A 12471-nucleotide genomic window follows, 5' to 3' on the forward strand; every position below is an offset into this window, starting at 1 on the left:
TCGTAATCCTCCCTCTTTGCTAGAAATTTCTTGAAATCTATTTGTCACTTTATCATCCCGATCAAGAGGCTGTCAATCCAAAAATTCGCTATAGGTATTCTTTACCGCCTGCAGCCATTCCTCCGGAAGCAGCCTGCGGTAATCCTGCTCCAGATACCGATCATCGATGAGCATGAGCCGCCCTTCATCCGTCTCGGATCGAATGAGCCGCCCGCCAGCTTGGAGAACCTTGTTCATCCCGGGTATGACATAGGCATAGTGAAAACCTCTATTACCCCGTTGCTGGTAATAGGCCCTTAGAGCATCCCGCTCCATCCCTAGCTGCGGCATGCCGACGCCCACAACGACGACGCCAATCAATCGGTCTCCCGGCAGGTCAACACCCTCCGAGAAGACGCCGCCCATGACTGCAAAGCCGACAAGCGACCGAGCTCCCCCCGGCTGGAACGCCTCCAGGAAGCCGTCCCGCTCCTCCTCTGTCATATCGCTTCTCTGCACCTGAACGACTGGACGCTCCTCAGGCGGCAACCCTTCACTCTCCATCAACTCTATATATGCTTCATGGACTGCGTTCATGTAGGCATAGGAGGGGAAAAACACAAAATAGTTGCCCTTCCTAGACATGATCATTCGATGCACAATGCCGGCGATAGGCCCGTACGATTGTCCGCGAACCTGATAACGGGTCGAGACAGCATGAATGGAGACATCGAGCTGTCCGCTGTCAAAGGGAGAAGCCAGCGAGATCGTATAATCCTCCTCCGCGCCGCCCAGCATGTCCATGTAATACCCGAGCGGTGTTAGCGTGGCCGAGAAATAAACAGCCGAACGATAGCCTTTCCTCATCCCTTTCAGCAGCTCCGAAGGATCAAGGCAATAGAGCTTCATGGTGACATCGCCCCGTGAGACTTCCGTCAGTGTGGCGTACCGAGTGTCATACAGCTTCGCGGCCCGGAGGAATTGCTGGGACTGAAAATAGAGATCCAGCAGCTCGGCGCCGGCGCCTTCCAGCAGTGGCTCGATCTCCTCCGCAAATCGCTCCGCGAGCACGATCAGCTCCTCTGGCTTCTCCTGCTCCATAGCTTGCGGCCTTCCGTCCCCAAGTTGCTTGCGCTTCGCGATGAAATAATCGTTGATCGCTTTCGCCGCGCCATGCGCGCCCGGATGCTTGCCCTTCAGCTCCCGCTGCATGGCAAGAAACGGAGCTTTCGTCAGCATGCCGGAGAACATCTCCCGCCCGCGATCGGGAAGATGATGCGCCTCGTCCACCAACAGCGCCGTCCGCTTCTTCACTTCCCCATGCAGCCGCTTGAACGAAATCCGAGGATCAAAGACATAGTTGTAGTCGCATATGACCATGTCGGCGGCATACGCCAGGTCCAGCGAATATTCGAATGGGCATACAAGGTGTTTGCGTGCGTATTGCTCAATGACCGGGCGCGTCAGCAGCGTCTCCTCACGCAAAATATCCAAGACCGCTTCGTTAATCCGATCATAATAACCGTCTGCGTACGGACAATGTTCCTTCTCGCAGCGAGTCTCCTCCTGAAAGCAGATCTTGTCCTTGGCTGTAATGGTCACGGCATGCAGCCGCAGCCCTTGCGATTCCATAAGCCGCAGCGCATCCTCTGCCGCCGCTCTTGTCGTCGTTCTGGCTGTTAAATAATAAATGCGCTGAAGCAACCCCTGGCCTATCGCTTTGATGGCAGGATAGGTAGTGGAAATCGTCTTGCCGATCCCGGTAGGCGCTCTTGCGAATAGGGATACTCCCTCTTCAATCGACTTGAACACAGCTCCTGCCAGCTTCCTCTGACCGGTCCGATAGGTATGGAACGGAAAAGGGAGTTGTCCGATGCTCGCATTGCGACTCTGCTCATGCTCTCTGCGAAGCTGCGCATACGGGGCATACTGCTCGATCATGCCTAGAATATCCGACTCCAGCTCCTCGAAGCTCGCCTCTCGTACGAAGCGGATCGTCTCATCTGTTAAGGTGTGAACATACGTCAACTGCACGCTCATCCTTGGCACGTCGTAGTCTCTCGCATACATATAGGCATAGAACCAAGCCTGCGCCCAGTGAACGGGCAATCCGCCTGCTTCCTTCACGCGGGCAAGGTCTCCCCTCGTCGACTTGATCTCGTCGATCATCGGTACAGATCCAGATGCAAGCAGTCCGTCGCATCGCCCGTCAATGGTGAACTTCAAGTCATCCCCCCAGACGATATCCGCTTTCAAGAACACTTCCTTCTGGTCGTCCTCGCCATATTCACCCTGAATGCGCTGATGCGCCTTCGTGCCGTCCTGCATCGCGTCCGCGCTCTGCAGCCGGGCATCAATGCTGCCGCTGGAATAGACATATTCAACTAGCTGCCTAACTGACAAGGATACTGTATACGTCTCCGACATAATCTCTCCTTCTCATCCGCCCGAAAGAACATTTGTTCCCTTAGTGTAGCATACATCCAGGAGTTGTCCAGCCGTTCCAAAGCTGCAAATCCATGCAAAAAAGCGGGTTGACATCCAAAAAAATCATGTGATAATATGAGAACCAATTCACTTGAACGGAGGGTTATGTGTGTTGAACTAATGATTCGATTGCTCGATGTGCATAGAACACAGATCGTGCCTATAGGCTCTCTTTGTGCATCGTAATCGAAGAATTGGTTTGCCATACGGTAACCCAATTACATAGAGGACGCATCCCTCGTAACCCGGCCCGCAAGGACAATAGGCAGTATTCGCAGTCTGCCAATGCCCTTATTGTCCTTCCGACAGCCCGGTTATCATCCGCGCTCCTCTATGTCTCGATTACGATCTGCACAGGCCCATAGCCTGTGCTTTTTTATATTAGACCGCGAATCGCGATAGGAGGAATGATGATATGAATCAAAAGCTAGTGACGAGCAACGGAGCTGTTATTTGCACAGAAAGCTTCGGCCATCCAGCCCATCCTGCTGTCTTGCTCATTATGGGAGCGCAGTCCTCGCTCGTCTGGTGGGAGGAGGCCTTCTGCCACTATCTCGCAGACGAGGGCCGGTTTGTCATTCGCTACGACAACCGTGACACAGGGTTATCCACCACATGCGAGCCCGGCAGTCCAGACTATACCTTTGAGGACATGGCAGATGACGCCATTCATGTTCTGGATAGCTACGGCATTGAGCAGGCGCATATTGTCGGCATGTCTATGGGCGGCATGCTGACACAGATGACAGCACTTCGTCATAAGTCCCGCGTGCGCACCATTACGTTACTTGCGACTTCCAACTTTGCGCCGCATCTTCCTCCTATGGAAGCTAAGATAATGGACTATTTCTCAAATGCCGGGCAGATAGACTGGATGGACACCCAAGCGGTCATTGATTTCAATATCAGCAAGTCAAAGCTGCTCTCCGGCTCCAAGAACCCGTTCGATCTGCCCCGAGTTTCTCTGCTGGCTCAGGAAGAAGCGAGACGCAGCCCAAGAATGGAGAGCATCAACAATCATGCCTTGGTCACGGGTGGTGAACACTACCTGACGCGTACAAGCGAGATAGATGTCCCTGCTTTAATTATTCATGGGACAGAAGATCCGATCATTCCTTATGCGCATGGTCAGCATCTGACGGATACCATTCCAGGAGCCAAGCTAGTAACACTGGACGGCACCGGCCACGAGCTGCATCATCATGACTGGGACGCCATCATCGAAGCCATCAAGGACCATACGTCGATCAAATCCTTATAAAACCGGAGAGCGGCAGCCCGGAATACCTGAATGGTAGTTGAGCTGCCGCTTCTTCCTGACTATGGCTTAGGCTTCTCGTTCCTGCTCCGTCCCCTTCTTCCAGGCGCTCCCGATTTCAGGTTCCTCTGTGAACAATCCGAATTCCTCGTCAATGTCCCGTTCGGTAACCAAGCCTTCATGCTTGACGGTATCCGGCAGCCTTACGCGTTGATTCTCCTTGATAATGGGGCCTCCTCATGCAAGCTCTGGGTTTCTGATCTGCTATAGATTACCCTTTCAAGTTCACAATCAACCAGCACGCGGATCATTCCCCGCATATACAGAAGAACGCTGCATGAGAGGGAATCTCTCCATGCAGCGTTCTTCTGATTTGCAGTGGCTTAGCTCTTCAGTTCCGCCGTAGAATTGACTAGCATTGGAAGCATTTTTTCGCCGCTTACCATTGGCGCGTTGCACATAATACAGCTTGGCACTCGCTCGAATGAAAAGTTATCTCTCATCCAGCTGTTGCAGCCCTCAGTCTCGCATGTCCATACTTTCGTGTTTTCAAGCGGAATTTCTTCTAGCGGTTTTTTACGATTGTACATGGCCAGCCTCCTTCGCGCCAGCGCCAACGCATGCCGGTCATCCGGCAGCGTCCGCCTCGCAGATATGTGTAATGTGCGTCCCATCATCCGGCTATCCCGACAACCCCTTGACAAAACGGAAAACTGCCTCAAACGCTAGGTCAGCGGGCAGTTTTCGTCTATGGGGCTCTGTCATCGTCTAGGTGACAACAGGAAGTTAAGTATTAAATTTCCGTCATTGTACCATGTACACCGGAATAAGGCAAATCCCTCCTATACTTGTTATTTCCAATCCTTCATTACCCCAGGACGGTCTTTCACACCCTACTTCTTTATTTTTATTCAAAGGAATGGAAATCCATGACTCGGGGGAAAGTGGACAGAGGAGGTGAGCCAATGAGCCATGCGGATTCATTCGTGGATAAAGTGAAAGATACTCAGCAAAAAGCCGAACGGAATAAGCGTACCAACGGTCAGGGATCGCCAGGCGCGCAGCTTCCGAATAAACAGCACAGCACCAATAAATAAGCGGCAAAACGACGAAAGAGGCTTCCCCTCGTGATAAGGGGAGGCCTCTTTATTTGCCAGGATACGTACGAATAATGTCAGGAGAATGACGATCCGCCATCTCTTGATCGTGATCAAGCTTCGCTTTTCTGAGCTTTGCCCTTGGGGGCCGGAGTGGCGATGTCGGGAAGTTTGATCGCTGGATAAAGCTTGGACAGAAGGAATGATTGTCCGATCATGAATACTCCCCCCGTCACCCAATACAGCGATATGGCGGCCGGAGCCCACAAAGCGAACAACCCCATCAGAACCGGCGAAAGGTACCCCATGAACGCAAGCTGCTTATTAGCCGAATTGTCGACACCCCTTTGGGACACCTTGAATTGCAGGAAGTAGACAAATGCCGCTATAAGCGGCAGCCATAGATCCGGCGCCCCCAGCTTGAACCAAAGGAACGTGTGGGTAGACATCTCCGGCGTCATTCGAATCGCGGAATACAGCCCCGTCAGGATTGGCAATTGAATGAGCATCGGCAGACAACCGATTGCAAGCGGATTGACCTTGTGCTTCTGATACAGCTCCATCGTCTCCTGCTGCTTCTTCTTTAGCGCGTCCTGATCCTTCTTGTCCTTATACTTGGCCTCCAGAGCTTTCAACTCGGGCTGCAGTACGGCCATCTTGGCCTTCATGCTCCGCTGCGACTTATGCTGTCTAACCATCAGCGGGAAGAGAGCAAGACGGATAATGATAGTGATCGCCATGACCGCAAGACCATAATTATCGCTAAGCGCTCCTGCAATACCGCTAATCAGCTCCGACAGCGGATAGATAACGTAATGATTAAATACGCCCGGCGTATCTTCATTGATTGTGCCTGTAGCTGAACCGCAGCCAGGCAAGATGACCAGCAGCGCCAGCACAGCCAGCACCAGCATGAATTTTTTTATCCCGCTATGCCGGGAAGAGATGAATGATCGACCTGCCATATAGTCCCTCCTCGTTGATTGGATCTTCTGCGAACCAACGAGGCGCTGCACTCCGGATCATCTTCTTCCGGCGCGTCTTTCCGCTTGATATGCCGGACCAGCCGCTTCTGTACCACTGCCGCAATCGCCACAATCCGGCGTTCCGACGCAATGAGCATGCCGCTATCATCCTCGCTATGGACGATCGTCGCGGACACGGTATGCAGATGGACGGAATAAAGCCCTGCTACTGCGCAGATCCAGCCGATTGTGAGCAGATATGGCAGCCATTCCTGGAGTTCCAACTCGAACATGTCAATCCCTCCCTTCCTCGGACTAAGAATCGTTTTTAATTATACGGATGCAAACAGGTTATAGTAACAACAATTCACAATGATCTGGAGAGGGCTTATGCGAAGAACGACTTTGCTGCGAATGATCTATCTGCTTCTTCTTGTGTTCGTCGCTTCCGCTGCGCTGCTGCCCAGCCTTCTGGGCGATGCCCGCACGGGAATCGAACCGTATGCGTCAACAACTGCCCCAGTCGCTCCAAGCGTGGGGGAAAAGGGAACGATCGTGCTCGGCACATCGCCCGACTATCCGCCCTATGAGAATGTCGATGCCAAAAACAACGGTGAAATTGTCGGCATGGACATTGATATCGCCAAATTCATTGCGGCACAGCTCGGCTACAAGCTGGAGATCGCCGCGATGGACTTCAACGGACTGATCGCCGCCTTGCAGACGGGAAGGGTCGACTTCGTCATGTCTGCGATGTCCGTTACTGAGGAACGGAAGCAGAACGTCGACTTCTCTACTACCTATTATGTAGCGCGGAACACCATCGTGTCCAGAAGGAATGAGCCATATGAGTCCAGTGAATCGCTGGGAGGGAAGGTGGTCGGCACCCAGCTTGGCTCGACGCAGGATCTCTATGCGCAGACACTGAAGGGCGTCGAGCTGAAGAAGCTGAACCGGATACCGGATCTCATCCAGGAGCTGAAGACCGGACGCATTCATGCGGTAATCGTTGAAGATGCTGTTGCGGTGGAGATGACGGCCGCAAATCCTGACCTTATGATGAGCTTCCTGCCTCCAGGAAGCACGGAGGACGGGTATGCAATCGCGTTTCCCAAGGGCTCGGCTCTGGTGGAGACCTTCAACGGCGTGCTGGAGGAGATGAAGACAAGCGGTCAAGTCGATGCCATCGTAGACAAGTGGTTTGCCACCGAGCGCGAGCCGCAAGCGGACAACTTCCTTAATTTGAACTTTGGCATCCTGAAAGGATATATCCCTTACATGCTGAAGGGCGTCTACGTGACGCTGCTCTTCACGCTTGTATCCGCTGCATTCGGCTTCATTTGGGGGACCATCTTATCTCTCTTCAAAATATCCGGGATCAAGCCGCTGGAGTGGTTCGCAACCGCCTATACTTCCGTGCTGCGCGGAACGCCGCTGCTCTTGCAGCTTTTCCTGATCTATTACGCGACGCCGCAGCTGTTCCAGTATGACATCTCTCCGCTTATGGCAGCGGGTCTGGCTTTTGGCCTCAATTCCGCCGCTTATCTATCGGAGACGATTCGCGGCGGCATTATGGCCGTCGACAAGGGCCAGCGGGAGGCGGCCATGTCGCTTGGCATCCCGTATCGGACGATGATGATCAGCATCATCCTGCCGCAGGCTGTGCGGACCATTCTTCCTGCGCTTGTGAATGAATGCGTGGCCTTGCTGAAGGAATCGTCACTCGTCTCTGTTATTGGCGTGCAAGATATTATGCGCAGAGCCAATGTGGTGCAGGCGACGGAATTCCGCGCACTGGAGGCGCTCCTCTTCGCCGGGGTGATCTATTACGTCCTGGTGCTTGTGCTTACTTCGCTTGCCCATCTACTGGAAAGGAGGCTGCGACGCAGTGATTAACGTAACGGAATTGACCAAGAGCTTCGGCAAGCACCAGGTGCTAAAGGGCATAACGACCTCTGTACGCAAAGGGGAAGTCGTCGCCCTGATCGGCCCTTCCGGCTCTGGCAAGTCGACCTTTCTGCGCTGCCTGAACCTGCTGGAGACGCCCACCTCCGGCATTATTACAATTAACGATACGGAGCTGACCAACCGCCATACCAACATCGGCAAGGTCAGGCAGCGTATCGGCATGGTCTTCCAGCACTTTCATCTGTTCCCCCATATGACGGTGATGGAGAATATTACGTTCGCTCCTCGCCGGGTGAAGGGACTGTCTGCCGCAACAGCCAGGGATAAAGCGAGCGCGCTGCTGGAACGCGTAGGCTTAGCCGATAAGGCGGACAGCTATCCGTCACGTCTGTCCGGCGGGCAGAAGCAGCGCGTCGCCATTGCTCGCAGCCTCGCTATGGAGCCCGACATCATGCTGTTCGACGAGCCCACGTCGGCACTGGACCCTGAGATGGTTAAAGAGGTGCTCGCCGTCATTCAGGGACTTGCGAGCACTGGCATGACTATGCTGATTGTCACGCATGAGATGAAGTTCGCCCGCGAAGCCGCTGACACCATCTACTTCATGGACGACGGCAGACTGGTCGAGAAGACGCCTCCCGAGCAATTTTTCGACAGCCCCCAAAGCGAGCGCGCCAAGCGGTTTTTGGAGAAGGTGCTGTAGCCGGGCTGTGACCCCTTCATTAACCAAAAAAGCTCCTGGCATTGGTGCTGTTATGCACTCCTGCCAGGAGCTTGATCTATCTTCCGCTATCTTCCCAAAATCACCAGCTTCAACAAACCTGCAACGATGAGCATAGACGCCAATCAAAAGAATCAATCCTGATAGGAGATCTATACGAATAGCAAAGCCCTCCCCCACATACCTGGCTCATAACCTTGATTCCCACTTGTTCCATTCAAGTCTATAATAAGGGAAATCATCCCTATAGGGAACAAGGAGCGTGAACCGCCATGCGTACCGAAGAGGAAATGATAGGGTTGATTGTGGGTTTTGCGAATGAGCAGCCGGGGATTAGAGCCGTCATTATGAACGGCTCCCGCGTCAATCCTCACGCAGCCAAAGACCGATTCCAGGATTACGATATCGTCTATTATGTCTCCGATGTACAAGAGTGGGTAGCAGACCGCAACTGGATCCGCCGCTTCGGCGACATCCTGATCATGCAGACACCTGATGAAGGCACGCTCATCGAGGACGAGCCTCGCGCCAGCTTTGCCTACCTTATGTTGTTCATGGACGGCAACCGCATCGATCTGACTTTCTCGCCCGCCAACATATTGAGCAACAACATGCGTCATGACAGCCTTAGCCTCGTGTTGCTGGACAAGGAGGTGCGCGTAGGGACGCTCCCGGCCCCCACCATTGATGACTACCGGACGAAGGAGCCCAGCGCCCAGCATTTTGCCGAATGCTGCAATGAGTTTTGGTGGGTGAGCACCTACATCGCCAAGGGGCTGTGGCGCGGCGAATTGTATTACGCCAAGTTCCACCTGGAGCGTCCAGTGCGCGATATGCTGATCTATATGCTGGATTGGTATATTGGCTGCCAATCGGACTTTAAAGGAAATCCAGGCAAACTCGGCAAATATTACGAGCAGCTGCTTCCTCCTGAACTGTGGGCCAAATTCCGGCTAACCTTCTCGAATGACGATACCGCTCAAATTTGGCGGTCCTTATTCGTCATGATCGAGCTGTTCCGCGAGACGGCCCATATGGTTGCGCAGCATTTCGGCTTTGCCTACAACGAGGAAGAGGACCGCAAGGTCATAGCATATCTGCACAGCGTTCAAGCTTCCTCTTCTTAAGGCTCGCAAGGCAGGCAAAGCTCGGTCAATCCGTTCATATATGGCCTAAGCGCCTCCGGAATATAGATCGAGCCGTCCTCCCGCTGATGATTCTCCAGCAGCGGGATCAGGATGCGCGGGCTCGCGACCGCTGTATTATTGAGCGTATGGCAATAGCGCAGCACGCCTTCTTCATCCCGATAGCGAATGTTGGCGCGGCGCGCCTGGAAGTCATGCAGGTTCGACGACGAATGCGTCTCGCCGTATGCGCTGCGGCTTGGCATCCATGTCTCCAGATCGTATTGCTTGTAAGTCTTCTGCGACATATCCCCGGTACAGACTGCCATCTGCCTATAAGGCAGCTCCAGCTTCTGCAGCAGCAGCTCTGCATTAGCCGTAATTTCCTGCAGAACTGCTTCCGACACGGCGGGATCGGCCTTGCAGATGACCACTTGCTCCACCTTTGCGAATTGATGAACGCGATAGAGTCCCCGGACATCTCTGCCTGCCGAGCCTACCTCGCTTCGGAAGCACATCGAGGCTGCTGCCAACCGGATTGGCGTCTCCGTTTCCACAATTTCACCCGCATAATACATCATCAGCGGCACTTCCGAAGTGCCGACAAGATAGCCGTCCACGCCATCCAGTCTATAAGCCTGGTCACGGCCAAGCGGAAAATATCCGGTATGGTTCATTGCTTCTTCCTTCACCATTAACGGAACCTCCAGCAGTGTGAAGTTACGCTCCAACAGCAAATCCAGCGCGAGCTGCTGGACAGCCCGATGCAGCTGCGCTCCCGCGCCCATCAAGTAATAGTGGCGGCTGCCGCCTGTCTTCACACCCCGCGGCACATCAATCAAGCCGTGCAGCTCCCCTAGTTCGATATGATCCCTCGGCTCGAACGGGAATACCGGCAGCTCCCCAACGCGCTTCAACTCTACATTGTCTTCATCCGAGCGGCCAATCGGCGAATCGGGCGATACGACGTTGGGGACAAGCTCATATAAGACCCTAAATTGCTCTTCCGCCACCCTTAGTTCTGTCTCAAGCTCTGCCAGCTTGGCATTGACGGTTTTCGTCTCCGAGCGAATGGCCTCCGCTTCCTCCCGACGCTTATCCTGCATAAGTCGTCCTATTTCATTCGACAGACGGTTGCGACGCTCCCGAAGCACATCGGTATCCCGCTTCAGCCTGCGACGCTCCTCATCACGTGCCAGCAATTCATCCACCGACAGATGAATGCCCTTATTCCGCACCGTTTCCTTTACCTCTTCCGCATGTTCCCTTACCCATTTCATGTCCAACATGTCACCGCGCTCCTTTTCGTATAGAAATACAAAAAGCGCCCTTATCCCTATGGGACGAGGAGCGCTTGTCTCGCGGTGCCACCCAAATTAACCGGACCAATTAGAGAGTCCGATTCTCTTTGTTCCGCGGTAACGGGCGGATTCCGGCAAACTTAGGGAAACAGGCAGATGTGACAGGCCTTCACCTTGACGAGTACGCCTCCGAGTTGGATTCTCTTCACTGGCATAATGTCCGTATCTTTTTTTTGTATTATAAATAGGTTTCCCGTTTAAAGCAAGCCCCATTCACTTTCCCTTCCGGAAGACGCAGCGGGTACAAGCCTGCTGCAGCAATCGCAAACCATTGTCTGCAATCTGCATGGCATCAACTCGCCGGAAGAAGTGTCCGAATCAGCCATTCGCCCGCTTCCCGCTTCGACAGCGTCGCCAGATCAAGCCCGCTATCGCCTTCCCCGCCTAACGCACGTATCTGCTCCAGCTGCGTCCGGGTTGCCGGCTGCCGCTCGATCAGCCCGTTCATATTGCTGTACGCGATACGCTCTGCCAGTTCGCGGTCGTCCAGCTTATCTATTAAGTGATACATCGCTTCAATGGCTTGTTCCTCGCTATTGAGACCAAAGCCCGAATCCGTGCTCAGCACGAATCGGTCCTGGAACTTCCGAATCACTGGAATGAAATCCTCCAGCACATTGGCGCTTTCGGGATTGAATACCGTAAAGCCCGCGAAGAAATCGGCATACAGGTTCGGATACGCCTCCAACCACGATTCGATATTTGCAGGCGAGTTGAATGCATTGGCATGGGCAAGGATGAAGGTCGTATCGGGATAAGCAGCCAGCGCTTCCTTCAGCTTGGTGACCGGCATACCGTTCAGCGGATCAATATGCAGCAGAACCGGTGCCTGATATTCCGCACATAAGGCATAGATATCCGGGAGAATGCCATCCATCGGATGCTCCGTCTTCCACTCCACTTGGGCGAGCACCGGAGAATGCTGGGATGCGGCGGCTATCTCGCCCAGGCCGAAGTATCCTTGCTCCAGATTCTCGCGAAGCTTATCGAGGCCTGATTGCTCCAGCAGATTGATACCGGACGTGAAGGGAATAAATCGCTCAGGATGGTTCTGATACGCTTTCCAAGCCGTCTCATCCGTTGCCTCCGCAGCCGGTTCCGATACGGCTCCGAAGAGCACGATCCGGTCCACCCCGCTCGCATCCCATTTGGGGATCATGCTGAGGTATTTGCCTCCCGCTGCATTATGATTGTGAGCGTCCATTAGCTGCAGATCACGGTACGCCTGCACCAGCTCCTCCAAACTCTTCTCCTTTGGTACCTCTGCGGATGGTTCAGGAGATTGAGCTGCCTGCTGAAGATCCGGCAACTGATCGGCAACCGGCGCGGCCTCATCCCCACCCGGAGCCATGACCCGTCCTCCGAATATCATGGCCGCCACCACCACCGCAATGGAAATTAATAACCAAGCAGCTTGTCTTTTTGTTCTGCTCAACGCCTTCCCCCCTCGTCATCACTGCTTATCTACGAACAACATAGCATCTACATCCATTTATGTAAATTGATTCTTTCCGCAGGATGAGAAGCCGGCAAACGGACGACAAACAAAAAGAAGACTGCAGGCCGATGGC

General features: G+C 53.7%; 11 protein-coding genes. 5 read left to right on the plus strand and 6 right to left on the minus strand.

What is annotated here, in order from left to right; genetic code table 11:
- Window positions 1-72: 72 nt before the first annotated feature.
- On the minus strand, window positions 73-2406 hold the full coding sequence (locus ACFVSO_RS25885; RefSeq protein WP_387479569.1) for an ATP-dependent DNA helicase: 2334 nt from the start codon (window positions 2404-2406) through the stop codon (window positions 73-75).
- A gap of 475 nt (window positions 2407-2881) precedes the next feature.
- Between ACFVSO_RS25885 and mle the strand changes: the two genes are divergently transcribed.
- Entirely contained in the window at window positions 2882-3727 is an 846-nt protein-coding gene (mle, locus tag ACFVSO_RS25890) for an alpha/beta fold macrolide esterase (RefSeq protein ID WP_387479571.1), read from the plus strand.
- A 380-nt stretch (window positions 3728-4107) separates the two neighbouring features.
- Here mle and ACFVSO_RS25895 read toward each other — a convergent pair whose 3' ends face one another.
- On the minus strand, window positions 4108-4314 hold the full coding sequence (locus tag ACFVSO_RS25895; RefSeq protein ID WP_120113927.1) for a cold-shock protein: 207 nt from the start codon (window positions 4312-4314) through the stop codon (window positions 4108-4110).
- 375 nt (window positions 4315-4689) lie between these two features.
- Here ACFVSO_RS25895 and ACFVSO_RS25900 point away from each other — a divergent pair, with 375 nt between their 5' ends.
- Window positions 4690-4821: a DUF4023 family protein gene (locus tag ACFVSO_RS25900; RefSeq protein WP_387479573.1), complete on the plus strand. Its 132-nt coding sequence runs from the start codon at window positions 4690-4692 to the stop codon at window positions 4819-4821.
- A gap of 113 nt (window positions 4822-4934) precedes the next feature.
- On the opposite strand, the gene yidC is transcribed toward ACFVSO_RS25900, so the two are convergent.
- Together yidC and ACFVSO_RS25910 are read right to left on the minus strand one after the other, a co-directional pair.
- Complete coding sequence (yidC, locus tag ACFVSO_RS25905; RefSeq protein WP_387479575.1) at window positions 4935-5786, minus strand: membrane protein insertase YidC; 852 nt, start codon at window positions 5784-5786, stop codon at window positions 4935-4937.
- Complete coding sequence (locus ACFVSO_RS25910) at window positions 5744-6079, minus strand: hypothetical protein (RefSeq protein WP_387479577.1); 336 nt, start codon at window positions 6077-6079, stop codon at window positions 5744-5746. The genes yidC and ACFVSO_RS25910 overlap by 43 nt, the downstream gene beginning before the upstream one ends.
- Window positions 6080-6176: 97 nt before the next feature.
- Here ACFVSO_RS25910 and ACFVSO_RS25915 point away from each other — a divergent pair, with 97 nt between their 5' ends.
- From ACFVSO_RS25915 to ACFVSO_RS25925, 3 genes are all read left to right on the plus strand, one after another.
- Window positions 6177-7682 carry an ABC transporter substrate-binding protein/permease gene (locus ACFVSO_RS25915; RefSeq protein ID WP_387479579.1) on the plus strand — a complete coding sequence of 502 codons (1506 nt, stop codon included), beginning with the start codon at window positions 6177-6179 and terminating at the stop codon, window positions 7680-7682.
- Window positions 7675-8397, plus strand: a complete 723-nt coding sequence (locus ACFVSO_RS25920; RefSeq protein WP_387479581.1) for an amino acid ABC transporter ATP-binding protein — start codon at window positions 7675-7677, stop codon at window positions 8395-8397. Before ACFVSO_RS25915 ends, ACFVSO_RS25920 begins: the two co-directional genes overlap by 8 nt.
- A gap of 290 nt (window positions 8398-8687) precedes the next feature.
- On the plus strand, window positions 8688-9542 hold the full coding sequence (locus tag ACFVSO_RS25925; protein WP_387479583.1) for an aminoglycoside 6-adenylyltransferase: 855 nt from the start codon (window positions 8688-8690) through the stop codon (window positions 9540-9542).
- Here the strand turns inward: ACFVSO_RS25925 and serS are convergent.
- Window positions 9539-10828: a serine--tRNA ligase gene (gene serS, locus ACFVSO_RS25930; protein ID WP_387479585.1), complete on the minus strand. Its 1290-nt coding sequence runs from the start codon at window positions 10826-10828 to the stop codon at window positions 9539-9541. The two genes, ACFVSO_RS25925 and serS, sit on opposite strands and share 4 nt — an antisense overlap.
- A gap of 364 nt (window positions 10829-11192) precedes the next feature.
- On the minus strand, window positions 11193-12335 hold the full coding sequence (locus tag ACFVSO_RS25935; protein ID WP_387479587.1) for an amidohydrolase family protein: 1143 nt from the start codon (window positions 12333-12335) through the stop codon (window positions 11193-11195).
- Window positions 12336-12471: the final 136 nt, after the last annotated feature.

It is taken from the genome of Paenibacillus sp. NPDC057967 (genome assembly GCF_042887015.1).
GTDB lineage: Bacteria > Bacillota > Bacilli > Paenibacillales > Paenibacillaceae > Pristimantibacillus.

Excerpts from the sequence above, each read along its gene's own strand:
- ACFVSO_RS25915 (WP_387479579.1), top strand. The coding sequence starts at position 6,177 with ATGCGAAGAACGACTTTGCTGCGAATGATCTATCTGCTTCTTCTTGTG.
- ACFVSO_RS25925 (WP_387479583.1), top strand. The coding sequence starts at position 8,688 with ATGCGTACCGAAGAGGAAATGATAGGGTTGATTGTGGGTTTTGCGAAT.
- ACFVSO_RS25900 (WP_387479573.1), top strand. The coding sequence starts at position 4,690 with ATGAGCCATGCGGATTCATTCGTGGATAAAGTGAAAGATACTCAGCAA.
- yidC (WP_387479575.1), bottom strand. The coding sequence starts at position 5,786 with ATGGCAGGTCGATCATTCATCTCTTCCCGGCATAGCGGGATAAAAAAA.
- ACFVSO_RS25910 (WP_387479577.1), bottom strand. The coding sequence starts at position 6,079 with ATGTTCGAGTTGGAACTCCAGGAATGGCTGCCATATCTGCTCACAATC.
- mle (WP_387479571.1), top strand. The coding sequence starts at position 2,882 with ATGAATCAAAAGCTAGTGACGAGCAACGGAGCTGTTATTTGCACAGAA.
- ACFVSO_RS25885 (WP_387479569.1), bottom strand. The coding sequence starts at position 2,406 with ATGTCGGAGACGTATACAGTATCCTTGTCAGTTAGGCAGCTAGTTGAA.
- serS (WP_387479585.1), bottom strand. The coding sequence starts at position 10,828 with ATGTTGGACATGAAATGGGTAAGGGAACATGCGGAAGAGGTAAAGGAA.
- ACFVSO_RS25895 (WP_120113927.1), bottom strand. The coding sequence starts at position 4,314 with ATGTACAATCGTAAAAAACCGCTAGAAGAAATTCCGCTTGAAAACACG.